Here is a 25,894-nt window from a genome sequence, read left to right as displayed (position 1 = left end):
GGCCTTTTTTTGCGCTTGCAGCGGGCTCGGTTGATCCGTGACACTGTTAAGCCAGCATCGCGCCTCATTCGTTGTGGAGATTGCCGTCATGGCTAACGAACTCTATACCCGTACCAATCAGAAAATTTACTTCGCGGGTTTGTCCCTGGAAGCCCTTGGTCGTGCCGAGGAAGGGAAGGAGATGAATGCTATCGCGCTGGTTCAGGCGGGGCGTGAAGCAGCCTTATTCCACCTGTACGGCGCCTTGCTGGGCCTGTGCCATGAAATCGCCGGGTTCTACCGCTTGCCCCAGGCCGGTTCGCCCCGTGCGGAAATGATCATGAGCCGTGAAGTGCTGGAGACCATGGCGATTCCTGAGCTGGCGGAACTGGTAGAGATGGCCCAGAGCCCAGACAGCTGGGTGGCGCGCCTGCTCAAGGCCCATGCCGATATGTTTCAGCCGCCGCGTGTTCCCCATGTGCCTAAGGGTGACGTGAGGCAGCCATTGATCTTGGCAGTTGCGCTGGAGGAGGACGAGCCTAAGTCATTGAGCCGGGAAGAGTTGGAGGGCTGGCGTCAGGAGCTGAAGAAGATGGCGCTGCGCTTTCGTGAGGGCCTGAACGAGTGCTAAACCCCGAGTAGGTTTGGAAAGCACCGTTCATCAAGCTGTAAAGAAACCTCCCTAGATCCTCAGCGAGGCTGGGTGGATGACTGATATAATCCCGGCCTTTCGTGGAGAACAGACTTTTATGCCGACGTCCTTTCTGGAAATTGTTGAGTTGCCTGACGGCCGAATCGAGCTGCGTCGGGCTGAGGACGAGGGTTCTCTGGTTATTCTGGACTTTTCAGAGGACGCAAAAGCGTTCCTGCAAGGCCAGCACGTGGAAGTGGCAAAAGCCATGTTGAGCGTAGGTGTGCAGATGGCTGGTCGCCTGGCGGAAGGCGAGCCGGAGAAAGAGGATGGGTCGCGGGTTCTTCACTGAGTCTGTGCCGAGCGCTGCTTATTGCGAGCGGATTTTTTGATGAGTGTACTTGTTGTGGTGAGCGGGCTTGCCCCGCTCTGGGTTGCTAAGCAGCCCTAAAACCAGGCGCCGTGGATTATCCGATATACCGCATCAATCTATTCAGGGCCGCTTCGCAGCCCAGCGCGGGGCAAGCTCGCTCGCCACAGAAGTTCGCTAAGCATAATGAGCATGCTCACTACAATCAGCCCTCTTCGCGCCCTCATCAAACCCAGCTTTTTATCCCAATCTAATATTCAAACTCTGTGCATCACCCGTGCGTGCGGCACTGATCAATTGCTGCTTGGCCGACGCATTCAGCGGATTCAACCAGCTCACCACCGTATGGCTACGACCCAGGCGCAACGCTTCGCATGTCAACTGCTGGGCACTTTGCGCGCCGCGCGGTTGCAGTAACAGGATGCGCTCACGATTGAGGCCGGCGTCCCGCAGCCAGGCCTGTGTAAGGCTGGCGGGCGGGGCAATCAGGGTCAACCAGCGTGCATCCTGATCTTCGCTCAGATCACGCAGGATAGGTGCCAATAGGCTCAGGCAGCTCCCGGCCGCACCGCGCAACGACAGTTCACTGAACGCCTCGGGTTCAGCGCTCCAGGGCGCCTCTACCGTTTGCTTGAGGATGGGCGCAAGGGGTTGAGCCATAAAGGCCTCGAACAGCGACAGTTGTGTGTGTTGTGGGGTGTGTACGAGCTGCATGATGCCTCCTTTAGCGGCGAATGACGCCGACGCTCAAGCCTTCGATCACCAGGTCCTGATCTTTCAGGTTTACTTCAATCGGGGCGAACTCAGGGTTCTCGGCCAGGAGCCAGACCTTGCTGCCTTCGCGCTTGAAGCGTTTTACGGTGACTTCATCGCCGATGCGGGCGACGACGATCTGGCCATTACGGGCTTCGCGGGTGGTGTGGACGGCTAGCAGGTCGCCGTCAAAGATGCCCACGTCTTTCATGCTCATGCCGTGCACCCGCAACAGGTAGTCGGCACGCGGATGGAAAAAAGTCGGGTTGATGTTGCAGGACTCCTCGACGTGCTGTTGTGCCAGGATCGGCGCACCAGCGGCAACGCGGCCAATGATCGGCAGTGTTGATTCGTCGGCCTTGGCTTCGAAGCCAGGGATGCGAATACCGCGCGAGGCACCGGGGGTCATCTCGATCGCACCTTTGCGGGCGAGTGCCTTGAGGTGTTCTTCGGCGGCGTTGGGGGACTTGAACCCGAGTTCCAGCGCAATCTCAGCTCGTGTCGGCGGGTAGCCGTTGTCATCGAGGCAGCGCTTGATAAAAGCCAGAATCTCAGCTTGGCGTGGCGTCAGTTTTAGCATGTTGATCGCTCTGTCTTTTTATACAGTGACTGGGATTATATACAGTGAACTGCGCTTGGCAATCATCCTTTTCTGTGGCTCCGCTGGACGGTCATTCGCCATCCTTCCTACAACGCAGGTATGGCACTGCCTACAGACCTGAAGGGATGTGATTAAATAGCGATGAAATAGATGACTGACCGGCCGGAAAGCGAACCCGCAGGCTTGACAAGACACACCCTGAAACGTATGTTTCAAACAAGTGTTTGTCAGGCGGAGTAGTCATGGCCCAGTCGGAAACCGTTGAACGCATTCTCGATGCTGCCGAGCAATTGTTCGCGGAAAAAGGATTTGCTGAAACTTCATTGCGGCTGATCACTAGCAAGGCAGGGGTCAACCTCGCCGCTGTGAACTACCATTTCGGCTCGAAAAAAGCCCTGATCCAGGCGGTGTTCTCTCGCTTCCTGGGGCCGTTTTGCGCAAGTCTCGATCGTGAGCTAGAGCGCCGTCAGGCGAAGGCAGACAACAAGCCCAGCTTGGAAGAGCTGCTGGAGATCCTCGTCGAGCAAGCCCTGGTGGTCCAGCCTCGCAGTGGCAACGACCTATCGATTTTCATGCGCCTGTTGGGCCTGGCTTTCAGCCAAAGCCAGGGCCACTTGCGGCGTTACCTGGAAGACATGTACGGCAAGGTGTTCCGCCGCTATATGTTGCTGGTCAACGAAGCGGCGCCGCGTATCCCGCCTATCGAACTGTTCTGGCGCGTGCATTTCATGCTGGGTGCGGCGGCGTTCAGCATGTCGGGCATCAAGGCACTGCGTGCGATTGCCGAGACCGATTTCGGCGTCAACACCTCCATCGAACAGGTCATGCGCCTGATGGTGCCGTTCCTCGCCGCCGGCATGCGTGCCGAAACCGGTGTGACCGATCCGGGCATGGCCGCTGCCCAGTTGCGTCCACGCAGCAAAACTGCGCCGGTTCCTGCCAAGGTTTGACTACGCCGGGTGTGCGCGGCTGCTTGCATCCGCTAAGCTAGCCGCCATGCCGAATTCAGCTATTTACTCGCAACCCGTTGTGCTTGCCGCGCGTATCGCGCGAAGCAAGTGCACCGGGTTGTGTGCGTTATTTAAGGAAGGTTTATGACTGCTGCCCTGCAAGGTTCTTTGATGGTCGACGTTGCCGGTACCTGGCTGACGGCCGAGGATCGCCACTTGTTGCGTCAGCCTGAAGTGGGTGGCCTGATTATTTTTGCGCGCAATATCGAGCATCCGCGCCAAGTGCGTGAACTGAGCGCGGCGATTCGCGCAGTGCGCCCGGATTTGCTGCTGGCCGTCGATCAGGAAGGCGGTCGTGTACAACGTTTGCGCCAAGGCTTCGTGCGCCTGCCGGCTATGCGTGCGCTGGCGGATAACCCCAACGCTGAATACCTGGCCGAGCAGTGCGGTTGGATAATGGCCACCGAAGTGTTGGCTGTCGGCCTGGATTTGAGCTTCGCCCCGGTGTTGGACTTGGACTACCAGCGCAGCGCGGTGGTCGGCACCCGTTCCTTTGAGGGCGACCCCGAGCGTGCTGCGGTGCTCGCAGGTGCCTTTATTCGTGGCATGAACAGCGCTGGCATGGCTGCGACCGGCAAACACTTCCCGGGACATGGTTGGGCAGAGGCTGATTCCCACGTTGCCATTCCCAATGACGAACGTAGCTTGGAACAGATTCGCGCCAATGATCTGGTGCCTTTCGCACGTCTGAGCAAGCAATTGGCGGCGGTGATGCCGGCTCACGTCATCTACCCGCAAGTCGACGCCCAGCCTGCTGGTTTCTCGCGCCGTTGGTTGCAGGACATCCTGCGCGGCGAGCTGCAATTTGACGGGGTGATTTTCAGTGATGACCTGTCCATGGCCGGTGCCCATGTGGTCGGCGATGCGGCCAGTCGTATCGAAGCGGCATTGACGGCCGGCTGTGACATGGGGCTGGTGTGCAATGACCGTGCTGCTGCGGAGCTTGCCCTCACTGCGGCGCAGCGGATGAAAGTCACTCCATCGCCCCGAATTGCGCGCATGCGTGGTAAGGCGATTGCTTCGACCGATTACAAGCAGGATCCGCGTTGGTTGGCGGCGCTCACTGCGTTGCGAAAGGCTCAGTTGATCGGCTGAACATCGCGGCGAGGCCATCGCAGGCAAGTCAGCTCTCACAGGGTGTTCATTCCGGGTGTGTGGCTTGCCTACCAAACAATCTAACGGTCAGCGCTTCTCTTGCTTATCAGGCAGCGGCGCAAACAACGCTTCAATTTCCTCATTGCCCAACTGCCAATCCCCGGTGGTTCGTCCATCCAGCACACCCGCCGCCAGGTCGGATTTTTCCTTCTGCAGGTGCTGGATTTTCTCTTCCACCGTCCCTCGGGCAATCAGCTTATAGACAAATACCGGCTTCTCCTGCCCGATGCGATACGCACGGTCAGTGGCCTGGTTTTCCGTCGCCGGGTTCCACCACGGATCGTAGTGGATCACGGTATCGGCTTCCGTCAGGTTAAGCCCCACGCCACCGGCCTTCAGGCTTATCAGAAAAATCTGCAACTTGCCGCTCTGGAAATCCTTCACCGGCGTGCGCCGATCCCGGGTCTGGCCGGTGAGCAGCGCGTAGGCAATGCCGCGTTTTTTCAGTTCGACTTCGATCAGGCTCAGCATCGAGGTGAACTGGGAAAACAGCAGGATCCGGCGACCTTCGGCAAACAACTCGTCGAGCATTTCCAGCAGGCTGTCGAGCTTGCCCGAGCTGCTGCCGCGGGCAGGCAGAGTGGCGTCGTTGACCAAGCGTAGATCGCAGCAGACCTGTCGCAGCTTGAGCAGCGCTTCAAGGATGATGATCTGGCTGCGCGCCACGCCCTTGCGGGTGATCTCGTCGCGGACCTTTTTATCCATGGCCAGGCGCATGGTTTCGTACACGTCGCGCTGTGCCTCGTTGAGGTCGACCCAGTGGATGATTTCGGTCTTGGGTGGCAACTCCGTCGCCACTTGTTCCTTGGTTCGGCGCAGCAGGAAGGGTTTTATCCGGCCGTTGAGGTGCTGCAATCGCACCTCACTGGCGCGCTTTTCGATGGGCACGCGGTAATCACGGTTGAAGCTTTTTACGTCGCCCAACCAACCTGGCAGCAGGAAGTGGAACAGCGACCACAGTTCGCCCAGATGATTTTCCAAGGGCGTGCCGCTCAGGCACAGGCGCTGCCGAGCATTCAGCTCGCGCGCCGCTTGGGCCGCCTTGCTGGAGGGATTCTTGATGTACTGGGCTTCATCCAGGATCAGTACGTGCAAGGGCAGGGCGGCGAGGTGGTCGATATCCTTGGGCAGCAGGGCGTAGGTAGTGAGCAGGAGATCGTAGTCCTGCAGGTTGGCGAAGTGTTTCTTGCGTCCCGCGCCGTACAGCGCCAACACCTTGAGTTGCGGTGTGAAGTGCGCGGCTTCGTCGAGCCAGTTAGGGATGAGGCTGGTGGGCATCACCACCATGCAGGGCCGGTCCAGGCGTCCGGCAATCTTTTCGCTGAGCAGATGCGCCAGGGTCTGCAGGGTTTTACCCAGGCCCATGTCATCCGCAAGGATCCCGCCGACGTCCAATTGCCGCAGCGACTGCATCCAGCTCAGGCCTTCCAACTGATACGGGCGCAACGTCGCGTTCAAACCCTCGGGCGCCGCACAGGTGAAGTCCTTGATATCCCTCAGGCGTTGGGCAAAGTTGCGGATCTTCTCGCCGCCTTCCCATTGCAGTGGCAGGTCTTCCAGCGGGTTCAACCGAATTGCATCGGCCTTGGCCAAACGCAGCGTGGTGCCAGGGTCCTGTAGGTAAAACTCGCCAAGCGTTGCCAGAACCGGTTTCAGGCGGCCGTAAGGTAATGCCACTTGTAGTGGGCCGTGGCCGTTGGGCAGGCCGGGGATATTCACCAGGATCAGTTCGTCATCGCGGCGCCGAGCGAGTTTCTCCGGGTTGAGGATCTCGGTGTGGGAGCGCATCAGATTCAGCAGGATCGGCAATAGGCTCAGCCGCTCTCCGTTGACGATGATGCCCAGTTCCAGGTCAAACCAATCGCGCTCAGGCCCGTCATCGACAGTGGCGTACCAGTCGTCCACCGGGCTCAGGTCGAAACCGAAATCCTCATCGATCTGCAATTCCCAGCCTTCGGCGCGCAGGGTGGGTGAGACGTTAAGGGTGAAGTTCAGCCAGGCGCTGTCATTGACCATTTCGAAGAGCTCGCCAGCGCTTTCCGGCAGTGCCTTGCTCTGGCGGGTGGCGATCTTGAAACCCAGCAGGCGCAGTCGTTCACGAAAGGGTTGTTCCAGCTCCGGATGGCGCTTGATGCGCAGGCTCTGGGTTTCCTGGCGCACGATGATGTCGGCGTTCTTTTGCCCGCTGACATAGTTGCCCAAGTAATTGAACGAGAGCGCGGCACGGTGCTGGATATAGCGCTGCATCTTGCCATTGCGCGGTTCGAACGCACTGAACTCGACACTCGCCAGCCACAGGCGCGGGACCGGCGGCACGTCCTCCATCACCACCTGCGGCAACACCACACGGTTATCCAGTACGGCCTGGAGTTTTTCCAGCAATTCGGCGTCCTGTGCGGCTGCCGGATACGCCAGTGTTTCCTGGACCTTGAGCAAAACGGCAGCGATGTGTTTGCAATTGGTGTGCACCGGGCAGGTGCAGCGGCTGTCTACCAGAATCAGCGAGCCCTTGGCCGATTCGCGCAGCGAGATGGTTTGTCGGTAAACGTTGCCGCCCGAGCCTTCGCAACTGGCGATGATGGTGCTGTCACCGGATTCGACGATGCGCACCCGGTTCTCCAGCGCGTAACGTCGCCCGCGCTCCAGGCTCTGCTCTTTGAAGCGATTGGCCCACGAAGGGGCCAGGGGTTTGGTCAGCGACGATGTCAGGGGCATGGCGCTGGATCAGTCCTGAATGTCGGGCGGTGGTGCGCTGGGTGGCTTGGCGGTCAGCGAAGTGATCTTGATCAGCAGTGCCAGATGGCCGCCGTCCAGATAGTTGAGTTGGTTGTTCTTGGTGCGCACGTCGGTCTGGTTCAGGTGCTCGCTGGCAATCACGCTGCCCTTGCTGTCGAACTGATTGATCCAGAATTGCGCATCGATATCGGTAAAGCGCCCCAGTTGCAGGTTCAGCGTGCCCTCGATAGGGAACTGGCCGAACTGCTCCTCGCCGTCGGTGATCGCGATTTTGACCGGCTGTTCACCGAGGTTCTGTTCCCACGCCTTGTGCGCCAACACGGTGTAACTGTTATCGGCCCTGAGCTTGTCGACGATATTGTTCAGGCGCGGCGGGCTCATCTTGTCGCCCAGGCGCACAGCCCCGGCATCCCAGTTTTCCGGCGCGGCGCGGCTGTTGATCACCGGCTCTGCGTTTTGGCGCACCAGGATCATTTCTACCTGGTACGGGCTGTCGGCAAATGCCGAAGGCGCCAGTACCACCAACAACAAGCTCAAAATGCGGAACAGGCGCATTGGGGCGTCCTTCAAACAGATTTCGGGATGAGGCGCTCAAACAGCGCCTCCAGGGTATTAAAGCGTTCTTCGGCACGTTCCATCGGCACCATGAATTTGAACAGCGTAGCCCCTTCGAACTTATAGCGGTTGGGTTGGCCCTGGATCAGCTTGATCAGCACCAACGGGTCTACCGGCGTTTGCGCTTCGAACTCGATGCGTCCGCCCTGTGGCCCTGCGTCGACTTTCTTAATACCCAGCTGCTCGGCCTGCAATTTAAGCAAGGTCAGGCGCACCAGGTTCTTGGTCGGTTCCGGCAGCAGGCCGAAGCGGTCGATCATTTCAACCTGCAAATCCTTGAGGCCTTCTTCGTCGGTGGCCGAGGCGATGCGTTTGTACAGGATCAACCGTGCGTGCACATCCGGCAGGTAATCTTCGGGAATCAAGGCCGGCAAGCGCAGGTTGATTTCCGGGCCGCCGCCCAGGGGTTGATCGAGGTTCGGCTGCTCGCCCTTGCGGATAGCTTTCACCGCGCGTTCAAGCATCTCCATATACAAGGTGAAGCCGACGGCCTGGATCTGCCCGCTCTGGCCGTCGCCCAGCAGTTCGCCGGCGCCACGGATTTCCAGGTCGTTGGTGGCCAGCACAAATCCGGCGCCCAGGTCCTGGGTGTTAGCAATGGCTTCCAGGCGCTTCTCGGCGTCGGAAGTGATCTGTTGGCGCGGCGGAGTCAGCAGGTAGGCGTAAGCCTGGTGGTGACTACGGCCGACGCGGCCACGCAGTTGGTGCAACTGCGCCAGGCCGAACTTATCAGCGCGCTCGATGATGATGGTGTTGGCGCTCGGTACGTCGATGCCAGTCTCGATGATGGTCGAGGCGATCAGTACGTTGAAGCGCTTGTGGTAGAAGTCGCTCATCACCTGTTCGAGTTCACGCTCGCGCATCTGACCGTGGCCGATGGCAATGCGTGCTTCCGGTACCAGTTCGGCGAGGTCGGCGGCGCATTTCTCGATGGTTTTTACGTCGTTGTGCAGGTAGTACACCTGGCCACCACGGAGCAGCTCACGCAGCAGTGCTTCTTTGACCGTGCTTTTGTTCTGCTCCATCACGAAGGTGCGCACCGACAGCCGGCGTGCCGGCGGCGTGGCGATGATCGACAGATCGCGCATGCCCGACACCGCCATGTTCAGGGTGCGGGGGATCGGCGTCGCAGTGAGCGTAAGAATGTCGACTTCGCTGCGCAGGGCCTTGAGCTGTTCCTTTTGACGCACGCCGAAGCGGTGTTCTTCGTCGATGATCACCAAACCCAGGTTCTTGATCTTCACATCGTCCGACAGCAGCTTGTGCGTGCCGATCACGATGTCGATCTTGCCTTCGGCCAGGTCGGCGATCGCGGCGTTCACTTCCTTGGCGGACTTGAAGCGGCTCATCACTTCGACGGTTACCGGCCAGTCGGCAAAGCGGTCGCGGAAGCTGTTGTAGTGCTGCTGGGCGAGCAGGGTGGTCGGGACCAGGATCGCGACTTGTCGGCCGCCGTGGACGGCAATGAAGGCTGCGCGCATCGCCACTTCGGTCTTGCCGAAACCCACGTCGCCGCACACCAGGCGGTCCATCGGCTTTGGCGCGAGCATATCGGCGCGCACGGCTTCGATGGTGGTTTGCTGGTCCGGCGTTTCTTCGAAGGCAAAGCCGGCGCTGAAGGTGGCGTAGTCGGCTTTCGGGTCGGCAAAGGCATAGCCTTCGCGGGCGGCGCGACGGGCGTAAATGTCGAGCAGTTCAGCGGCGACATCGCGCACCTGTTCGGCGGCCTTGCGCTTGGCTTTCTGCCACGTCTCGGACCCCAGGCGGTGCAACGGCGCCAGTGCGTCGTCGCTGCCGGTGTAGCGGGCGATCAGGTGCAGGCTGGCAACCGGCACATAGAGCTTCGCGCCCTCGGCGTACTCCATGGTGAGGAATTCGGCGGCCTGGTTATCGATCTCCAGCGTCTGCAGACCGAGGTAGCGACCCACGCCGTGGTCGATATGCACCACCGGCGCGCCTTCGCGCAGCTCGGTGAGGTTCTTGATCACGGCGTCGTTGTTGGCGTCGGCGCGTTTTTCGCGACGGCGCCGCTGCATCACGCGCTGGCCGAACAGGGGGCTCTCGGCGATCAGTGCCAGGGCCGGATCATCCAGAAGCAGGCCTTCGTCGAGCGGTGCGATGGTGATCGCCAGGCGTTCTTTGCTTTTCACAAAGTCCGGCCAACTGTCGACGGTTTTTGGCCGCAGTTTCAGACGTTCCAACAATTCCAGCAGCACTTCGCGACGGCCGGCGGATTCGGCGGTAAACAGCACGCGGCCGGGGAAGTCGCCGAGGAAGTTGGACAAAGCCTCCAGGGGCTGCGTGGCTTTGGCTTGAATCGCCAAATCCGGCAGCGTTCCGGCTGGGAAGCGTTCGCGGCCGCTGCCGGCGTCCACGTCCTGCTGGCTGGCGACAACGCGCGGCCAGTTTTTCAGGCGCGCGAAACAGTCTTCCACCGGCAGGAACAGCTCGGCGGGTGGCAATAAAGGACGGGACGGGTCGACGCGGCGCTCTTCGTAGCGGTTGCGCACGTCGTTCCAGAAGTTTTCCGCGGCTTGCTCGATACCCGGCAGCGAGAACACCTGGGTGTCCTGGGGCAGGTAATCGAACAGCGTGGAGGTTTCGTCGAAAAAGAGCGGCAGGTAGTACTCGATACCGGCGGGGGTAATCCCACTGCTCAAGTCCTGGAAGATCGGGCAGCGACGGAAGTCGACATCGAAGCGTTCGCGGAAGCGCGCCTTGAAGCGGGTCACCGCGTCTTTTTGCAGCGGGAATTCCCGCGCGGGTAGCAGCTTGACCGAGTCGACCTTGTCGATAGAGCGCTGGTTCTCCGGATCGAAGGTGCGCAGGGTTTCGATTTCGTCATCGAACAGGTCGATGCGGTACGGCAACTTGCTGCCCATCGGGAACAGGTCAATCAGGGCGCCGCGCACCGCGAATTCACCGTGCTCATACACCGTATCGACGCAGCGGTAGCCGCTGGCTTCCAGGCGCGTGCGCATTTGTTCCACATCGAGTTTCTGGCCGATATCCAGCACCAGGCTGCTGCCCAGCAGGAACTTGGTCGGTGCCAGACGGTGCAGGGCCGTTGTGATCGGCACCACGAGCACACCGTGGGCCAGTTCCGGCAAGCGGTACAGGCTGGCGATGCGCTGTGAAATGATGTCCTGATGCGGCGAGAACAGGTCGTAGGGCAGGGTTTCCCAGTCGGGAAAATGCAGCACCGGCAAATCGGGGGCGAAGAAGCTCAGCTCCTGCTCCAACCGTTCGGCGCTTTGGCTGTCGGCGGTGAGCAGCAGGGTAAAGCGCTTGGCTGCGCTGGCAGCCTCGGCAATGGCCAGGCTCAGGGCGGCACCGGGCAGGTTGCCCCAGTGCTGTTTACCTGCCGCGGCAGGGAGTAGCGGTAGACGCAGAACGGGCACGGAAGGTTGAGCTCCAAGCGTTGCGACAAAGTCGGTAATTGTAACGGCCCGAGGTGCCGCCTGTCAGTTGCTGACTGAGCCTATTACGGTTTGTAGGAAATGTAGTGGCTAAGACAAACAATGGCGTGTTTTGACTCAATATGTAGTGCCAAAAAGCGTGAATGTTTAGGAGGGTTACGGACAAGTCGGCCGACTCGTTGAACTAGTGGCCTTCTGGAACCCGCGTATTTACTGGGCTGCAGCGGGGCGGTATTTTTTAGCAAGGACTTTTTGTTGCCTGGCGCGCATTGCGACGAGGACAGTCGGGCGGCATAATGTAGCCCCTTTTTTCAGCCCCTACATGTGGAAGGTTCCCGTGACTCAGAAGCCCGACCAGTGTCTTGGTGAATGGATCGACCGTGAAGCACTCGCAGAAGCGATGATCCCGCTTATCGGTCAGCTGTACCGCAATAACAATGTGGTGAGCTCGATCTATGGCCGCAGCCTGATCAACCAGTCCGTCATCGCGATTCTCAAGGCGCACCGTTTTGCGCGCCATCGCTCTGCCGACGACAGCGAACTCTCCGTCCACGAAACATTCCCACTGCTCAAGGCCATGAGCGAGCTCAAGCTCGGTGCGGCCTCGGTAGATCTGGGCAAGTTGGCGTACAAATTCCGCAAAGAAGGCGCGGGCCGCACTGCCGAGCAGTTCGTGCGTGAAGAAATGGCCGATGTGGTTGGCCAGCAAAACGCCGCTGCCCGCAAAGGCACTGATGTGGTTCTGTACGGCTTCGGTCGTATCGGCCGCCTGCTGGCACGCATCCTGATCGAAAAAACCGGTGGCGGCGACGGCCTGCGCCTGCGTGCCATTGTCGTGCGCAAAGGCGCCGACAACGACCTGACCAAACGCGCCAGCCTGCTGCGTCGCGATTCGGTACACGGTCCGTTCAACGGCACCATCGTCATCGACGAAGAAAACAACACCATCACCGCCAACGGTAACCTGATCCAGGTGATCTACGCGAAGAACCCGTCTGAGGTGGATTACACCCAGTACGGCATCAAGGACGCTCTGCTGGTGGATAACACCGGCGTATGGCGTGATGCCGAAGGCCTGGGCCAGCACCTGGCCTGCCCGGGTGTCGACCGTGTTGTTCTGACCGCACCTGGCAAAGGCAAGCTGAAGAACATCGTGCACGGCATCAACCACGGTGAAATCACTGCTGACGACAAGATCGTGTCCGCCGCTTCCTGCACCACCAATGCCATCGTGCCGGTGCTGAAAGCTGTGAACGACAAGTTCGGCATCGTTAACGGCCACGTTGAAACCGTTCACTCGTACACCAACGACCAGAACCTGATCGACAACTTCCACAAAGGCGATCGCCGTGGTCGTAGCGCCGCGCTGAACATGGTTATCACCGAGACTGGTGCTGCCACCGCTGCTGCCAAAGCTTTGCCTGAGCTGGCCGGCAAGCTGACCGGTAACGCGATCCGTGTGCCGACGCCTAACGTGTCGATGGCGATTCTCAACCTGAACCTTGAGAAAGCCGCCACCCGTGAAGAGATGAACGAGTACCTGCGCTACATGGCGCTGCACTCCGATCTGCACAAGCAAATCGACTACGTCAATTCCCAGGAAGTGGTGTCCACCGACTTCGTTGGCTCGCGCCACGCCGGTGTGGTGGACGCGGAAGCGACCATTACCCAGGACAACCGTGTTGTGCTGTACGTGTGGTACGACAACGAGTTCGGCTACAGCTGCCAGGTGGTTCGCGTGATGGAAGACATGGCTGGGGTTAACCCGCCTGCGTTTCCGCGCTAAGCCTCTGCGTTGAATGAAAAAGCCCCGACTGGTTCGGGGCTTTTTTATGGCTGCAGGTTTTGTGTTGTCGATCAGGGCCTCACCGGGAGCAAGCTACCTCCCACATTTGAATGTACTCACAAATCGACATGTGGGAGGGGACTTGCCCCCGATAGCGGTCGTTCAGTGGATGCATACCCCACGGCAGGCCATTTTCATTTCAACAATTTGCCGCGCAACTCATCAGACAGCCCTTTGGGCGCCAGCCAGATACCCAGGTAAGCCCTGGCCAGTGCCTCATTACGGCTGCTGAACACCACTTGGCCATTGATCTCAAGGTTCAAGCCGCGCCCTGGATGAAAGTCCAAGGCATATCGATCACCTTTGCGTATGTTGCGAAAGCTGGCATGCAGTTGATCCAGCTCGGGCTTCAAGCGTGCGCTGGCTTGCTGGCGCTCCAGCGTAGCGGTGGCGGCCTTGATTACGTCGGAGCGGTCGATGTCGCGATAGTAATAAAGCACCAGGCGCAGCGCCTTTTGCTGGTCCCAGGCCTGTCTGGCGCTCAGCGTCGCAGGGGCATATAGCGCCGCCGCGTACACGTCCGCCCAGAGGTACGTGAGCACCGCCTGGTTTTTCAGGACCAGTTCCTGGGACTGTGCCGGGAAATCGGCCTGCTTCAATCGATCCGCCTCATTAGCATGCGCCGTGATCGACAGCATCATCATCAAACAGATAACTATATGTCGCATAATGCCCCGTCCTGAAAAACGTACGTGCCTACAGGGTAATTCAATTTCTGGCCGTGTCAGGATTTAGCGGTAATGCGCCGTGTAGTAAAGGCAATACTGGCCTACGACGCGACCAAGGGTTAATGTGCGCGGCGTTGAGCCTTATATAGACTGTGCCCCGGTTCACACACTTGAGCCAAATTGTCCTTCATGACCGCTGGCCGCGGCATGATTTAGCCAGGCGTCCAACCGTACGCCTGGCCTGTTCTGAGGAGTACGCATGGCTGTCTACAACTACGACGTGGTGGTACTGGGTTCCGGCCCGGCTGGAGAAGGTGCGGCGATGAACGCCGCGAAGGCAGGGCGCAAGGTGGCGATGGTCGATAGCCGTCGCCAGGTCGGCGGTAACTGCACCCACCTGGGTACCATCCCGTCCAAGGCCTTGCGTCACTCGGTCCGCCAGATCATGCAGTTCAACACCAACCCGATGTTCCGGGCCATTGGTGAGCCGCGCTGGTTCTCGTTCCCGGATGTGCTCAAGAGCGCCGAGAAAGTTATCTCCAAACAAGTGGCTTCGCGTACCGGCTACTACGCCCGTAACCGTGTCGACCTGTTCTTCGGAACCGGCAGCTTCGCCGACGAGCAAACCGTCGAAGTGGTGTGCGCCAACGGCGTGGTCGAGAAGCTGGTGGCCAAACACATCATCATCGCCACCGGTTCGCGCCCGTATCGCCCGGCCGATATCGATTTCCACCATCCGCGTATCTACGATAGCGACACCATCCTGAGCCTGGGCCACACCCCACGCAAATTGATCATCTACGGCGCCGGCGTGATCGGCTGTGAATACGCCTCGATCTTCAGCGGCCTGGGTGTATTGGTGGAACTGGTGGACAACCGCGACCAATTGCTGAGCTTCCTCGACTCGGAAATTTCCCAGGCGTTGAGCTACCACTTCAGCAACAACAACATCACCGTGCGCCACAACGAAGAGTACGAGCGGGTCGAAGGCCTGGACAACGGTGTGATCCTGCACCTCAAGTCCGGCAAGAAGATCAAGGCCGACGCCTTGTTGTGGTGCAACGGCCGTACCGGCAACACCGACAAGCTGGGCATGGAAAACATCGGGGTCAAGGTCAACAACCGTGGCCAGATCGAGGTGGACGAGAACTATCGCACCTGTGTAACCAACATCTACGGCGCTGGTGACGTAATCGGCTGGCCAAGCCTGGCCAGTGCGGCGCATGACCAGGGCCGTTCGGCTGCTGGCAGCATCGTCGACAACGGCAGCTGGCGCTACGTGAACGACGTGCCGACCGGGATCTACACGATTCCCGAGATCAGCTCGATCGGCAAGAACGAGCACGAACTGACCAAGGCCAAGGTGCCTTATGAAGTCGGCAAGGCGTTCTTCAAGAGCATGGCGCGTGCGCAGATCGCTGGTGAGCCCCAAGGCATGCTGAAGATCCTGTTCCACCGCGAGACCCTTGAGGTGCTCGGTGTGCATTGCTTCGGCTACCAGGCGTCGGAGATCGTGCACATCGGCCAGGCCATCATGAACCAGCCGGGCGAGCAAAATACCCTCAAGTACTTTGTGAACACGACGTTCAACTACCCGACCATGGCTGAAGCCTATCGGGTAGCGGCCTACGACGGCCTCAACCGGCTTTTTTGAGCGGCTCCGGCCGGTGGCCTGAGCCGGCCGGGGAGACCGATTTCAGTAATTCCCGAGGGTGGCAGTGGCCAAACCGGGAAAGTCTGTAATCAGGCTATCTACGCCGAAGTCGGCGAGCCTGCGCATCAGCGCAGGTTCGTTGACCGTCCATACGGACACGTGCAAACCCTGGCGCTGGGCTTTTTCCAGACGCTCCGGGGTGCACAGCGTCCAGTTCAATGCCAGATACTCACAGCCGTAGTTTTGCGCGACCTTCAGCGGGTCGAGCCAGGCGTATTCGGCGACCAGTCCGCGTGACAGGTCCGGGGTGAGTTCAACCGCCGCTTTCAATACTTCCCGCGAGCTTGAAGTCACGGTGACTTTGTCCATCAGGCCGAAACGTACCGCCATCTCACGGATTGCCAGCACGGTGGTCGCGGCGCGGGTGCGCGAAGCGCTTTTGACTTCCAGTTGCCAGTGATCGAAGTCGCAATGCTCGAACAGCTCTTCCAGACGCGGGATCGGGCACGGTTTGATCCAGCCTGGGCCGCCTTTGCGTGCGTCCATCTTCACAAGGTCCGCCGCCGAATACTCGACGACCTTGCCGCGCCGGTCAGCGGTGCGCTTGAGGGTCGGGTCGTGGATGACCATCAACTCGCCGTCCATGGACAGGTGCAGATCCAGTTCGCAGCGGCGTACACCGTGCTTGAGGCACTCCTGGAAGCTGGTCAGGGTGTTTTCCGGTGCTTCGCCTTTGGCACCGCGGTGGCCGTAAATCAGGGTCACAGTTGCTCCTTTGCGCCAGGCTGGCTGGCGTAGTGAATACGAATTCAGATGTCGTCGCTTTGTTCCCGCGCCAGGCGGCGTTCCTGGGCCTGCTTTTGCAGGATGTAGCGCGCCAGCAGTTGGCGTTGGGTATCGGTCATGGACTCAAATTCCGTACCCACGTCAAAGCCATCGCCCTTGGGATCGCAATGGGTGACCCGCGCCCGCAACAGCAGGCCGAGCGCCTGGGGCATCAGCACCAGCTTGACGGCCAAGTGAGCGCCGGTGACCAGTGAGGTAGGGTGTTGGAAGTCGATACCGCCTTCGGAGATGATCACCGGCTGCGGTGCGCCCACCTCATCGAGCAGGCCGCGTGCCATGATCTGGCTGAGCAGGTCTACGCGCTTGTTCTGCACGCGCAGGAAGGCGGCGAGGGTGCGGTCCTTCTCGCTCAGTTGGCGCAGCAGGTGCTGGGCTTCGAATTCGCTGAGGTGCAATTCGCTGAGCAGGTTGAACAGCGGTGAATCATCCAGCAACACTTCCTTGCTCGCCGCTTCGGGGGCCGACAGGTTTTTGATTTGGAGTGCGATCATGTCGTCGATACGGTAGTATTCGCGGCGCTCTTCTTCATCTAATGTCGACATGGCGAACCCCAGGTAACGGTAATGGTCAGAGTGTAAAGCTGCTTACCAGACCCCGCCACCGGGACGTCTTCTTTTCCTCCGAACAAGCCCCGACATGTTCAGACCTCTCTTCGTATTTATTGGCACGCGTTATACCCGTGCAAAGCGCCGCAATCATTTTGTGTCGTTCATTTCCTTGACCTCGATGATCGGGCTCGCCTTGGGCGTAGTCGTGATGATTGTGGTGCTGTCGGTGATGAACGGCTTCGATCATGAGATGCGCACCCGCGTGCTGGGCATGGTGCCCCACGCGACCATCGAGTCGGGCGAGCCGATCAACGATTGGCAAAACCTGGCCGCCAAGGTCAAGCAGAACCCCAAGGTCGTGGCCGTTGCGCCGTTTACCCAGATGCAGGGGCTGCTGACCCATGATGGCAAGGTGCAGAAGATCTTGCTCAATGGCATCGACCCCGCCCAGGAACGCAACGTGTCGATCATCGACAAGTTCATGTTGCAGGGCAAACTCGATGATCTGGCGCCTGGCGATTTCGGCATCGTGATCGGCGACAAGGCCGCAGCCAAGCTCGGCGTTGGCCTCGGCGACAAGCTGACCTTCGTCGCGCCGGAAGTCACCGTGACCCCGGCGGGCATGTTTCCGCGCATGAAACGCTTTACCGTGGTCGGCACCTTCCATGTGGGCGCCGGCGAAATCGACGGCTACCTCGGGCTGACCAATCTCACCGATCTGGCCCGCCTCCAGCGCTGGCAGCCGGATCAGGTGCAGGGCCTGCGCCTGAAGTTCAGCGATTTGTTCGACGCCCCGCGCGGTGCCTGGGATATCGCCCAGCACTTGGGTGAAACCGAGTATTACGCCCGTGACTGGACCCGTACCCACGGCAACCTGTACCAGGCCATCCGCATGGAAAAAGCCATGATCGGCCTGCTGCTACTGCTGATCGTCGCTGTGGCCGCGTTCAACATCATCTCCACGCTGGTGATGGTGGTAAATGACAAGAAAGGCGACATCGCCATCCTGCGTACCCTGGGCGCCACGCCGGGGCAGATCATGGCGATCTTTATGGTGCAGGGCACCGTGATCGGCGTGGTGGGTACCTTGATCGGCACCGCCGTGGGCATCCTGGCCGCGCTTAACGTCAGCGCAGCCATCGCCTTGCTTGAGAAAGTGATCGGCCACAAGTTCCTCAATGCAGACGTCTACTTCATCGACTACTTGCCGTCCCAGGTTCAGGCCCAGGACGTGTTGATGGTGGGCGGCGCTGCGTTGGTCCTGAGTTTCCTTGCCACCCTGTATCCAGCCTGGCGCGCGGCACGTACCCAGCCAGCACAGGCCTTACGTTATGAGTGAATCGGGCATGAGTGAAAAAGCAATCCTGAGCTGCCGCAACCTGGGCAAATCCTACGAGGAAGGCCCTGAGTCAGTGGTGGTGCTGTCCAACCTGCAACTTGAGCTCCATCCGGGCGAACGCGTGGCGATCGTCGGCAGTTCCGGTTCCGGCAAAAGTACCTTGCTGAACCTGTTGGGCGGCCTCGACACGCCGTCCCAGGGCAGCGTCTGGCTGGCTGGCGAAGAATTGTCAGCCTTGAATGAAAAGGCCCGTGGCCAGTTGCGCAACCGTTCGTTGGGTTTTGTGTACCAGTTTCACCACTTGTTGCCGGAATTCACCGCACTGGAAAACGTCTGCATGCCGCTGCTGATCGGCAAGACCGCAATCCCGGAAGCACGCCAGCGTGCCAAGGCCTTGCTGGAGCGTGTCGGCTTGGGCCATCGCCTTGAGCACAAGCCGGCCGAACTGTCCGGTGGCGAGCGCCAGCGTGTGGCAATCGCCCGCGCCCTGGTGAACAACCCAGGCCTGGTGATGCTCGACGAGCCCACCGGCAACCTCGACTCCCACACCGCCCAGGGCATCAAGGATTTGATGCTGGAGCTGAGCACCCAGATGCGCACTGCATTCCTGGTGGTGACCCATGACATGAGCATGGCCCGCCAGATGGACCGCGTGCTGCACCTGCAGGAAGGTCATCTGGTCGCCATCTGACCCGTTTCAAGCCTGGCGCCTGGCGTCGGGCTTTTTTAATTTTTCAGGCGGTGCAAGCGAATGTTCAGACCGTTATCGATTTTCATCGGCACGCGCTATACCCGCGCCAAGCGCCGCAACCGTTTTGTTTCGTTTATCTCGATGACCTCGATGATCGGCCTCGCCCTGGGCGTGTTGGCGATGATCGTGGTGCTGTCGGTGATGAACGGCTTCCAGCGCGAAATGAGCTCGCGCATCCTCGGCATGGTGCCCCACGCCACCATCGTCGGCGTGAAGCCGATTGATGATTGGCAGCCGGTGGCCGCGGCGGCGATGAAGAATCCGCAAGTGACCGCTGCAGTACCGTTCACGCAGATGGACGGCATGTTCTCCTACAAGGGTGCGATGCAGCCGATCGAGATCAGCGGCGTCGACCCGGCCCAAGAAGGCAAGGTGTCGATCGTGGCCCAGCACATCGTTCAGGGCAAACTGGACGACCTGAAGCCCGGCGAGTTCGGCGTGGTGGTCGGTGAAATCACCGCCCGGCGTTTCCGCTTGAACGTGGGCGACAAGCTCACCCTGATCGTTCCGGAAATCAGCACTGCGCCGGGCGGCATCACCCCGCGTATGCAGCGGTTGAACGTGGTGGGGATTTTCAAGGTCGGCGCCGAGTTGGATGGTTCCATGGCCTTGATACACATGGCCGACGCGGCGGAAATCCAGCATTGGCAGCCGAACCAGGTGCAGAGTGTGCGCTTGGCGGTTAAAGATTTGTACGCAGCGCCCAAGGTGTCCACGGACATTGCCACCAGCCTCGGCGCGGCCTACAAGGCAGATGACTGGACCCACACCCAGGGCAGCCTGTTCAGCGCGATGAAAATGGAAAAGACCATGATCGGCCTGCTGCTGCTGATGATCGTCGCCGTGGCCGCGTTCAACATCATCGCCACCTTGATCATGGTAGTGAATGACAAAGGCGCGGACATCGCGATCCTGCGCACCATCGGCGCCACGCCCCGGCAGATCATGGCGATCTTCATGGTGCAGGGCACGGTGATCGGCATTGTCGGTACCTTGATCGGCGGCGTACTGGGGGTGATTGCAGCGCTCAACGTGAGCGAGTTGGTGGGCTGGGTCGAGCGGGTGAGCGGGCAGCATATCTTTAGTTCGGATGTGTACTTCGTCAGCAACCTGCCTTCGGAGCTGCAAGGTGGCGATGTGGTGTTGATCTGCACCGCCGGGTTTGTGTTGAGCTTTTTGGCGACGCTGTATCCGGCGTATCGGGCGGCGAAGATTGAACCGGCGCATGCGCTGAGATACTCGTAATTATTGAGACCGCTATCGGGGGCAAGCCCTCTCCCACATTTGAGGTATTCATAGATCAAAGTGTGGGAGGGGGCTTGCCCCCGATAGGGCCGGTGCAGCTTGCATCAATCTACAGCTGGCAGCTCAATCACAAACCGCGTCCATCCAGCCCCGGACTCACAAAAAATCCTCCCCCCATGGGCGCGCACGATCGACTGGGTAATCGCCAGCCCCAGCCCCGCATGTTCGCTGCTGCCTTCATGGCGCGCCGGGTCGGCCCGATAGAACCGATCAAACAGCCTCGGTAGCAACGCCCCGGGGATGCCTTCACCGGTGTTCTCCACCGCTAGCGTCACGCCCATTGCGCCTTCGGTTATTCTTACCCGCACTTCGCCGCCTGCCGGGGTGAACCTGAGGGCGTTATCCAGCAAGTTCGACAAAGCCCGGCGCAACATGCCGCGATCCCCGGCTGTATGAGCGCTGCCTTCTCGTACCAGCGATACGTGCGCGTCCTCGGCCAGCAACGCAAAGAACTCCAGCAACGCCTCCACTTCATCGGCCAGGGCCAATGGCTCACGCTTGGGCATCAGCAAACCGTGGTCCGCCTTGGCCAGGTACAGCATGTCGTTGACCAGTTGGGCCATCCATTGCAGCTCTTCCAAATTACTGTGCAGCGCCTCGCGGTAATCCTCCAGCGGGCGTGGCTGGGTGAGGATGACTTGGGTCTGGGTCAGCAGGTTCGACAGCGGCGTGCGCAGTTCATGGGCAATGTCGGCGGAGAAGGCCGACAGGCGTTGGAACGCGTCGTCCAATCGTCCCAGCATGGCGTTGAAGGCCTGGGCCAGTTCAGCCAGTTCCGCCGGCATGTGTTGCTGTGGCAGGCGCTGGGTCAAGGAGTGGGCCGATACGCTGGCAGCCACTTCGCCCATGCGCCGCAATGGGCGCAAGCCGCTGCGTGCGGCCCAGGCGCCCAGCAGCGCGGTGGCGAGGGCAGAGAGGCCAACGGTGAGCCAGATCAAACGCTGCATGCGTTGCAGGAAGTGCTGGTGGTGGGTGATGTCGAGTATCAGGCTCAGTTGCGGTGAGTCAGCTTGGCCAGCGTTCAGTGGCGCATTGTAGACGCGGTAATCGGTGCCGGCATTTTGTAGGCTATGCAGGCCGGGCGCGGTGGGCAGGGCGACGTTCGGCGCATCGTCCAGCCAGCGCTGGCCGGCTGAAGTGATGCGCAGTGCAAGGTCGGGCTGTCTATTGAGTTCGACGCGCAGTTGCGCCTCGCGTTGGTTGAACGCTTGAGGTGAGTCGACACCCTGCAAGGTGCTGCGCAACGCCACAAGTTTGCTGTCGAGTTGCTGCTGGTCCAACTCGACAAAGTGCGCCTCACTGGCTTGGTTGAACAGCACGCCTGCAATCAGCGACACCACTGCCGTACAAGCCGCAAACAATAGTGCCAGGCGGCTGGCGAGGGACAGGCGCTTGATCAATTGCACCGCTCCTCCAGCACATAGCCCATGCCGCGAACGGTGTGGATCAGCTTATTAGGGAAGTTGTCATCGACTTTGAGGCGTAGGCGGCGGATCGCTACTTCGATGATGTTGGTGTCGCTGTCGAAATTCATGTCCCACACCTGGGAGGCGATCAGCGTTTTGGGCAGCACTTCGCCCTGGCGGCGCAGCAGCAGTTCCAGTAGAGAAAACTCCTTGGCGGTCAGGTCGATACGTTGGCCGTCGCGCTCGACGCGGCGGCGGATCAGGTCCAAACGCAGGTCGGCCACTTGCAGGGCGGTTTCCTGGGGCGTGCTGCTGCCACGGCGCAACAGGCTGCGCACCCGCGCCAGCAATTCGGAGAAGGCGAAGGGTTTGATCAGGTAATCGTCGGCGCCCAATTCCAGGCCATGCACGCGGTCCTCTACGGCATCCCGGGCGGTCAGAAATAGCACCGGGATCTCCAGACCGGCACTGCGCACCGCTTGCAGGATTTGCCAACCGTCGCGACCGGGCAGCATTACATCCAGGATCAGCAGGTCATAATCGCCGGTCAGCGCCAGGTGCTGGCCGCTGGTGCCGTCGGCCACCAGTTCGGTGGTAAAGCCAGCCTCGGCCAGGCCTTGACGCAGATAGTGGCCGGTTTTCGGTTGGTCTTCGACGATCAGCAATTTCATGGGGTAGCTCTTGGCAACGGGTGGCGAGGGGGCTTTATACCGTGGGGACCAGGTGCGGGGCGCAACCTGACAAAGTTGTAATCTAGCAGTCAGTTGGCTGGCAGCGGCGTAATCTTAGAGTGCGGCTCAAGCCGGTTATACATTTTGGAGAAGAGAGATGACGTTGCGTACACCCCAGTTGTTGGCGGGTTGCCTGTTGGCGTTGAGTTTCAATGCAATGGCTGATGCATCCCACAGCTATGCATTTGGTCAACCAGCGGCGGCTGACAAGGCCACGCGCACCGTAGAAGTGACGCTGCAGGATATTGCCTTTGCGCCCAAGTCCCTGGATGTAAAAGCCGGTGAGACGGTGCGCTTCGTGCTGGTCAACAAGGGCCAGTTGCTGCATGAATTCAACCTCGGTGACGCGGCGATGCACGCGGCGCATCAGAAGGAAATGTTGCAGATGCAGGCCAGCGGCATGCTCACGTCTACCGGCATGGGCAAGATGGACCACAGCGCCATGGGCCATGGTGCAATGAAGCACGATGACCCGAACAGTGTGCTGGTCGAGCCCGGTAAAACTGCTGAGCTGACGTGGACATTCACCCAGGCCACCGGCCTGGAGTTCGCCTGTAACCTGCCCGGGCATTACCAGGCAGGCATGGTCGGCAAGCTGACCGTTGAGTAAGGCGTTTCTTAAGGGCGGGGGCAAAGGCTGGTAGACTGGCGCGGTTTATTTAGCCAGGTTTCCGCCATGCATCCCGCAGCCGAACATTCGCCGCTGGGCAAGTCCAGTGAATACATCTCCACGTACACGCCTTCGTTGCTGTTCCCGATTCCTCGCGCCGCCAAGTGGGCCGAGCTGGGCCTGAGTGCCGAGACCCTGCCTTACAAGGGCGTGGATTTCTGGAACTGCTTCGAACTGTCCTGGCTGTTGCCGTCGGGCAAGCCGGTGGTGGCCATTGGTGAGTTCAGTATCCCGGCCGACTCGCCGAATATCATCGAGTCCAAGTCATTCAAGCTGTACCTCAACTCGCTGAACCAGACCGCCTTTGCCGATACGCAAAGCCTTGAGTCGACACTGCGCGCTGACCTGAGTGCTGCCGCCGGCAAACCAGTGACCGTACGCATCCGCAGGCTTGCAGAGATCGAGGCCGAGGGTGTGATGGCACTGCCGGGCGTATGCATTGACGATCTGGATATTAACGTCAGCAGCTACGAACATCCGCGCCCCGAGTTGTTGCGTTGCGACGACTCGCGGATTGTCGAGGAGAGCGTGCACAGCCACCTGCTCAAGTCCAATTGCCCGGTTACCAGTCAGCCGGACTGGGGCAGCGTAGTGGTGGAGTACCGTGGTCAAGCGTTGGATCACGCCAGCCTGTTGGAATACATCGTGAGCTTTCGCCAGCACTCGGACTTCCATGAGCAGTGTGTGGAGCGCATCTTCCTCGACCTGCAGCGCCTGCTGAAGCCGGAGAAATTGACGGTGTATGCGCGCTATGTGCGGCGCGGCGGGTTGGATATCAACCCTTATCGCAGTACCGAGGATGTGGCGTTCCAGAACGTGCGCCTGGCCCGCCAGTAAAACAAATGTGGGAGGGGGCTTGCTCCCGATAGCAGAGGTTCAGGCACAGGTTCGGTGACTGACACTCCGCAATCGGGGGCAAGCCCCCTCCCACATTCTGGTTCTGTGTCTGGCTTGGGTTCGGGTTAAATGCCGATGTTGCCCAGGGTGATCACGATATTGCGCAGTGTCCCGGCAATGCCCGGATGGTCCAGTTCAAAACCTTCCACTGCACGGTTCACATCATCGGCGATGCTCGGTGTCTGGGTGGCCGGTTCCAATTCAAGTTGCACTTCGAATTTGGCAATCAACCCTTCCAGCGCTTCACGTTTTTCTTCCGATAGCGGTGGCTCCTGCTCCAATTGCCCGCGCAGGATATTGACCTGTTCTTCCAGTTTTTTGCGATCAGGCATGACGTTCTTCCTTTTATCGATAGGCACTGGCATAGACCACGGCACGCTGAGAAAGGTCTACGGGATGAACTGTAGATTAATCCACCGGCGCCGACTGTGCATGATCTCGATCAGGGCTTCTCGCCTTTGAGCTGGCGCCGGCTGATGTCTGCCAGGCAGGTGCCGAGTTCGCCTAAGTGATCGATCACAGAATGCACTCCCAGCCCATACAGCGTCACGGTGGCCTTGCCGCGCTTGTGTTCGCGTTCCTTGTCGCTCAGTGCCTGCCATTGCTCGGGCGCTAAGCCACACAGCGAACCGCAGGAGGCCAGGCCGATGGTCCACAGCCCGGCGTTAAGTCCCGATTGCAACAAGCGCGGCTCGCCGCTGACCAGGACGCAGCCTTCAAGGCGTTCGATATTCAATTCCATCAGCGCTTGCCAGCACGCGTGGGGGGCGGGCCAGCGGATGGAGGAGGGCGAGGCTGCTTTGAGCCAGGTGGGCAAGGTGGCGGCCAAAGGAGTGGTCACCGCAGGCGGCAGCTCATCCAGCCAAGCGCAGGGCACGCCCAGCTCTTTGAGGTTGCGCAGGATTTTCAGGGCGCCCGGCGTGGCTTGTGAATCCGGGGAAGGAGAGTCGGTGCGCGCCTGTGAGCCAAAATCCACTAGGCAGCCACTCAGGCCAAACAGCACGGCGGTCAAGGCGGGTGCGCTGGTGATTGCAATCTCGGCTTGAGGCATGTCGACATCCCTGAAATAGCTGTGACGCTATCGAGGCAGGATGACAGTCCGATGACAGTTGGCTCAATTGTAGGAATTTTGTCCATTTGCGGTATGAGTTTTCCCGGCGGCTGCCTAATTGGGCACTTCCGTCATATACTGGCTACCTTATTCAGGGCATAGCGCCCATGACAGACCATTCAAGGAGCAAAAGCTATGCGCTGGAGCCACTACTTCGCTCAGCTGTCGGTGTGTGCCACCGTTCTGCTGGCCCCGTTCGCTGTGCAAGCTGCGTCGGAAGATGATCCATGGGAAAGCGTCAACCGCCCGATCTTTACCTTCAACGACACTGTTGATACCTATGCCCTCAAGCCATTGGCCCAAGGCTATCAATGGATCACTCCGCAATTTGTTGAAGACGGTATCCACAACTTCTTCCGCAACATCGGCGACGTCGGCAACCTGGCCAACAATGTGCTGCAGCTCAAACCTCACAATGCAGGTGTCGATACTGCCCGTTTGCTGGTTAACACCACGTTTGGTGTGCTGGGCTTCATCGACGTAGGCACCAAAATGGGGCTGCAACGCAGCGATGAAGACTTCGGCCAGACACTCGGCTACTGGGGCGTTGGCAGCGGTCCGTACGTGATGATCCCTCTGCTGGGTCCAAGCACCCTGCGTGATGCGCCGTCCAAGTACGTCGACAGCTACACCCAGCCTTATCGCTATATGGATGATGTGTCCCTGCGCAACAGCGTCATGGGCCTTGGCATCGTCGACGCCCGTGCCAGCTTGCTCGACAGTGAGAAGCTGATCACCGGCGACAAATACACCTTCATTCGTAACGCCTACCTGCAGAACCGTGAGTTCAAGGTCAAAGATGGCAAGGTCGTCGACGACTTTTAAGAGGTGATCGTTTGAAATGAAAAAAGGC

General features: G+C 59.8%; 24 protein-coding genes. 12 read left to right on the top strand and 12 right to left on the bottom strand.

Annotated features, from left to right (window positions below; genetic code table 11):
- The first annotated feature begins 88 nt into the window (after nt 1-88).
- Nucleotides 89-610: a DUF6586 family protein gene (locus G9Q84_RS20110; RefSeq protein WP_095184113.1), complete on the top strand. Its 522-nt coding sequence runs from the start codon at nt 89-91 to the stop codon at nt 608-610.
- 118 nt (nt 611-728) lie between these two features.
- Nucleotides 729-962 (top strand): hypothetical protein, encoded by a 234-nt coding sequence (locus G9Q84_RS20105; RefSeq protein ID WP_032889274.1) that lies wholly within the window; start codon nt 729-731, stop codon nt 960-962.
- A gap of 258 nt (nt 963-1,220) precedes the next feature.
- Here the strand turns inward: G9Q84_RS20105 and sulA are convergent, their stop codons facing one another.
- Both sulA and lexA read right to left on the bottom strand, forming a co-directional pair.
- On the bottom strand, nt 1,221-1,694 hold the full coding sequence (gene sulA, locus G9Q84_RS20100; RefSeq protein ID WP_095184114.1) for an SOS-induced cell division inhibitor SulA: 474 nt from the start codon (nt 1,692-1,694) through the stop codon (nt 1,221-1,223).
- Between the two features lie 10 nt (nt 1,695-1,704).
- Nucleotides 1,705-2,313 carry a transcriptional repressor LexA gene (gene lexA, locus G9Q84_RS20095; protein WP_003172575.1) on the bottom strand — a complete coding sequence of 203 codons (609 nt, stop codon included), beginning with the start codon at nt 2,311-2,313 and terminating at the stop codon, nt 1,705-1,707.
- A gap of 263 nt (nt 2,314-2,576) precedes the next feature.
- Between lexA and G9Q84_RS20090 the strand changes: the two genes are divergently transcribed.
- Both G9Q84_RS20090 and nagZ read left to right on the top strand, forming a co-directional pair.
- Nucleotides 2,577-3,284 (top strand): TetR/AcrR family transcriptional regulator, encoded by a 708-nt coding sequence (locus G9Q84_RS20090; protein ID WP_032888800.1) that lies wholly within the window; start codon nt 2,577-2,579, stop codon nt 3,282-3,284.
- A gap of 144 nt (nt 3,285-3,428) precedes the next feature.
- Entirely contained in the window at nt 3,429-4,439 is a 1,011-nt protein-coding gene (nagZ, locus tag G9Q84_RS20085; RefSeq protein WP_032888802.1) for a beta-N-acetylhexosaminidase, read from the top strand.
- 87 nt (nt 4,440-4,526) lie between these two features.
- Here nagZ and G9Q84_RS20080 read toward each other — a convergent pair whose 3' ends face one another.
- The 3 genes from G9Q84_RS20080 to mfd are packed head-to-tail and all read right to left on the bottom strand — an operon-like array spanning nt 4,527 to nt 11,251.
- On the bottom strand, nt 4,527-7,214 hold the full coding sequence (locus G9Q84_RS20080; protein ID WP_181643972.1) for a DEAD/DEAH box helicase: 2,688 nt from the start codon (nt 7,212-7,214) through the stop codon (nt 4,527-4,529).
- Between the two features lie 9 nt (nt 7,215-7,223).
- Nucleotides 7,224-7,790, bottom strand: coding sequence for a CsiV family protein (locus tag G9Q84_RS20075; protein ID WP_032888806.1), 567 nt, complete (start codon nt 7,788-7,790; stop codon nt 7,224-7,226).
- An 11-nt stretch (nt 7,791-7,801) separates the two neighbouring features.
- Nucleotides 7,802-11,251 (bottom strand): transcription-repair coupling factor, encoded by a 3,450-nt coding sequence (gene mfd / locus G9Q84_RS20070; RefSeq protein ID WP_032888809.1) that lies wholly within the window; start codon nt 11,249-11,251, stop codon nt 7,802-7,804.
- A gap of 340 nt (nt 11,252-11,591) precedes the next feature.
- On the opposite strand from mfd, the gene G9Q84_RS20065 reads away from it, so the two are divergent.
- Entirely contained in the window at nt 11,592-13,055 is a 1,464-nt protein-coding gene (locus G9Q84_RS20065; protein WP_032888810.1) for a glyceraldehyde-3-phosphate dehydrogenase, read from the top strand.
- 194 nt (nt 13,056-13,249) lie between these two features.
- Here the strand turns inward: G9Q84_RS20065 and G9Q84_RS20060 are convergent, their stop codons facing one another.
- The gene (locus tag G9Q84_RS20060) at nt 13,250-13,783 is read right to left on the bottom strand and encodes a chalcone isomerase family protein (protein WP_032888812.1); all 534 of its coding nucleotides are present in this window, start codon (nt 13,781-13,783) and stop codon (nt 13,250-13,252) included.
- A gap of 259 nt (nt 13,784-14,042) precedes the next feature.
- Here G9Q84_RS20060 and sthA point away from each other — a divergent pair, with 259 nt between their 5' ends.
- Nucleotides 14,043-15,437, top strand: a complete 1,395-nt coding sequence (sthA, locus tag G9Q84_RS20055) for a Si-specific NAD(P)(+) transhydrogenase (protein WP_032888814.1) — start codon at nt 14,043-14,045, stop codon at nt 15,435-15,437.
- Between the two features lie 42 nt (nt 15,438-15,479).
- On the opposite strand, the gene G9Q84_RS20050 is transcribed toward sthA, so the two are convergent.
- Together G9Q84_RS20050 and G9Q84_RS20045 are read right to left on the bottom strand one after the other, a co-directional pair.
- Entirely contained in the window at nt 15,480-16,202 is a 723-nt protein-coding gene (locus G9Q84_RS20050) for a glycerophosphodiester phosphodiesterase (protein ID WP_181643971.1), read from the bottom strand.
- Between the two features lie 44 nt (nt 16,203-16,246).
- The gene (locus tag G9Q84_RS20045) at nt 16,247-16,825 is read right to left on the bottom strand and encodes a PilZ domain-containing protein (protein ID WP_032888817.1); all 579 of its coding nucleotides are present in this window, start codon (nt 16,823-16,825) and stop codon (nt 16,247-16,249) included.
- A 94-nt stretch (nt 16,826-16,919) separates the two neighbouring features.
- Between G9Q84_RS20045 and G9Q84_RS20040 the strand changes: the two genes are divergently transcribed.
- From G9Q84_RS20040 to G9Q84_RS20030, 3 genes are read left to right on the top strand one after another with little or no spacing between them, the layout of a single operon-like run.
- Entirely contained in the window at nt 16,920-18,170 is a 1,251-nt protein-coding gene (locus G9Q84_RS20040) for a lipoprotein-releasing ABC transporter permease subunit (RefSeq protein ID WP_032888819.1), read from the top strand.
- A gap of 7 nt (nt 18,171-18,177) precedes the next feature.
- Complete coding sequence (lolD, locus tag G9Q84_RS20035; RefSeq protein ID WP_024074097.1) at nt 18,178-18,861, top strand: lipoprotein-releasing ABC transporter ATP-binding protein LolD; 684 nt, start codon at nt 18,178-18,180, stop codon at nt 18,859-18,861.
- A 60-nt stretch (nt 18,862-18,921) separates the two neighbouring features.
- Nucleotides 18,922-20,166: a lipoprotein-releasing ABC transporter permease subunit gene (locus tag G9Q84_RS20030; RefSeq protein WP_032888822.1), complete on the top strand. Its 1,245-nt coding sequence runs from the start codon at nt 18,922-18,924 to the stop codon at nt 20,164-20,166.
- Between the two features lie 104 nt (nt 20,167-20,270).
- Here the strand turns inward: G9Q84_RS20030 and G9Q84_RS20025 are convergent, their stop codons facing one another.
- Nucleotides 20,271-21,626 (bottom strand): heavy metal sensor histidine kinase, encoded by a 1,356-nt coding sequence (locus G9Q84_RS20025; RefSeq protein ID WP_099601502.1) that lies wholly within the window; start codon nt 21,624-21,626, stop codon nt 20,271-20,273.
- Entirely contained in the window at nt 21,623-22,303 is a 681-nt protein-coding gene (locus G9Q84_RS20020; protein ID WP_032888823.1) for a heavy metal response regulator transcription factor, read from the bottom strand. The genes G9Q84_RS20025 and G9Q84_RS20020 overlap by 4 nt, the downstream gene beginning before the upstream one ends.
- A gap of 157 nt (nt 22,304-22,460) precedes the next feature.
- Here G9Q84_RS20020 and copI point away from each other — a divergent pair, with 157 nt between their 5' ends.
- Both copI and queF read left to right on the top strand, forming a co-directional pair.
- The gene (gene copI / locus G9Q84_RS20015; protein ID WP_032888825.1) at nt 22,461-22,973 is read left to right on the top strand and encodes a copper-resistant cuproprotein CopI; all 513 of its coding nucleotides are present in this window, start codon (nt 22,461-22,463) and stop codon (nt 22,971-22,973) included.
- Between the two features lie 66 nt (nt 22,974-23,039).
- Complete coding sequence (queF, locus tag G9Q84_RS20010; protein ID WP_095184123.1) at nt 23,040-23,870, top strand: NADPH-dependent 7-cyano-7-deazaguanine reductase QueF; 831 nt, start codon at nt 23,040-23,042, stop codon at nt 23,868-23,870.
- Between the two features lie 125 nt (nt 23,871-23,995).
- On the opposite strand, the gene G9Q84_RS20005 is transcribed toward queF, so the two are convergent.
- Nucleotides 23,996-24,262, bottom strand: coding sequence for a DUF4404 family protein (locus G9Q84_RS20005; protein ID WP_032888829.1), 267 nt, complete (start codon nt 24,260-24,262; stop codon nt 23,996-23,998).
- A gap of 110 nt (nt 24,263-24,372) precedes the next feature.
- A complete protein-coding gene (locus G9Q84_RS20000) occupies nt 24,373-24,981 on the bottom strand; it encodes an HAD superfamily inactivated hydrolase PcrP (protein ID WP_032888830.1) in 609 nt (202 codons plus the stop codon).
- A gap of 195 nt (nt 24,982-25,176) precedes the next feature.
- Between G9Q84_RS20000 and G9Q84_RS19995 the strand changes: the two genes are divergently transcribed.
- Complete coding sequence (locus G9Q84_RS19995; protein WP_032888832.1) at nt 25,177-25,866, top strand: MlaA family lipoprotein; 690 nt, start codon at nt 25,177-25,179, stop codon at nt 25,864-25,866.
- Nucleotides 25,867-25,894: the final 28 nt, after the last annotated feature.

Source organism: Pseudomonas sivasensis (genome assembly GCF_013778505.1).
GTDB lineage: Bacteria > Pseudomonadota > Gammaproteobacteria > Pseudomonadales > Pseudomonadaceae > Aquipseudomonas > Aquipseudomonas sivasensis.
This window is presented reverse-complemented; position numbering and strand designations above follow the sequence as displayed.

What these genes read in the sequence shown, in the direction of transcription:
- G9Q84_RS20110 (WP_095184113.1), top strand. Translation starts at nt 89, where the DNA reads ATGGCTAACGAACTCTATACCCGTACCAATCAGAAAATTTACTTCGCG.
- G9Q84_RS20105 (WP_032889274.1), top strand. Translation starts at nt 729, where the DNA reads ATGCCGACGTCCTTTCTGGAAATTGTTGAGTTGCCTGACGGCCGAATC.
- sulA (WP_095184114.1), bottom strand. Translation starts at nt 1,694, where the DNA reads ATGCAGCTCGTACACACCCCACAACACACACAACTGTCGCTGTTCGAG.
- lexA (WP_003172575.1), bottom strand. Translation starts at nt 2,313, where the DNA reads ATGCTAAAACTGACGCCACGCCAAGCTGAGATTCTGGCTTTTATCAAG.
- G9Q84_RS20090 (WP_032888800.1), top strand. Translation starts at nt 2,577, where the DNA reads ATGGCCCAGTCGGAAACCGTTGAACGCATTCTCGATGCTGCCGAGCAA.
- nagZ (WP_032888802.1), top strand. Translation starts at nt 3,429, where the DNA reads ATGACTGCTGCCCTGCAAGGTTCTTTGATGGTCGACGTTGCCGGTACC.
- G9Q84_RS20080 (WP_181643972.1), bottom strand. Translation starts at nt 7,214, where the DNA reads ATGCCCCTGACATCGTCGCTGACCAAACCCCTGGCCCCTTCGTGGGCC.
- G9Q84_RS20075 (WP_032888806.1), bottom strand. Translation starts at nt 7,790, where the DNA reads ATGCGCCTGTTCCGCATTTTGAGCTTGTTGTTGGTGGTACTGGCGCCT.
- G9Q84_RS20065 (WP_032888810.1), top strand. Translation starts at nt 11,592, where the DNA reads ATGTGGAAGGTTCCCGTGACTCAGAAGCCCGACCAGTGTCTTGGTGAA.
- G9Q84_RS20060 (WP_032888812.1), bottom strand. Translation starts at nt 13,783, where the DNA reads ATGCGACATATAGTTATCTGTTTGATGATGATGCTGTCGATCACGGCG.
- sthA (WP_032888814.1), top strand. Translation starts at nt 14,043, where the DNA reads ATGGCTGTCTACAACTACGACGTGGTGGTACTGGGTTCCGGCCCGGCT.
- G9Q84_RS20045 (WP_032888817.1), bottom strand. Translation starts at nt 16,825, where the DNA reads ATGTCGACATTAGATGAAGAAGAGCGCCGCGAATACTACCGTATCGAC.
- G9Q84_RS20040 (WP_032888819.1), top strand. Translation starts at nt 16,920, where the DNA reads ATGTTCAGACCTCTCTTCGTATTTATTGGCACGCGTTATACCCGTGCA.
- lolD (WP_024074097.1), top strand. Translation starts at nt 18,178, where the DNA reads ATGAGTGAAAAAGCAATCCTGAGCTGCCGCAACCTGGGCAAATCCTAC.
- G9Q84_RS20030 (WP_032888822.1), top strand. Translation starts at nt 18,922, where the DNA reads ATGTTCAGACCGTTATCGATTTTCATCGGCACGCGCTATACCCGCGCC.
- G9Q84_RS20020 (WP_032888823.1), bottom strand. Translation starts at nt 22,303, where the DNA reads ATGAAATTGCTGATCGTCGAAGACCAACCGAAAACCGGCCACTATCTG.
- copI (WP_032888825.1), top strand. Translation starts at nt 22,461, where the DNA reads ATGACGTTGCGTACACCCCAGTTGTTGGCGGGTTGCCTGTTGGCGTTG.
- queF (WP_095184123.1), top strand. Translation starts at nt 23,040, where the DNA reads ATGCATCCCGCAGCCGAACATTCGCCGCTGGGCAAGTCCAGTGAATAC.
- G9Q84_RS20005 (WP_032888829.1), bottom strand. Translation starts at nt 24,262, where the DNA reads ATGCCTGATCGCAAAAAACTGGAAGAACAGGTCAATATCCTGCGCGGG.
- G9Q84_RS20000 (WP_032888830.1), bottom strand. Translation starts at nt 24,981, where the DNA reads ATGCCTCAAGCCGAGATTGCAATCACCAGCGCACCCGCCTTGACCGCC.
- G9Q84_RS19995 (WP_032888832.1), top strand. Translation starts at nt 25,177, where the DNA reads ATGCGCTGGAGCCACTACTTCGCTCAGCTGTCGGTGTGTGCCACCGTT.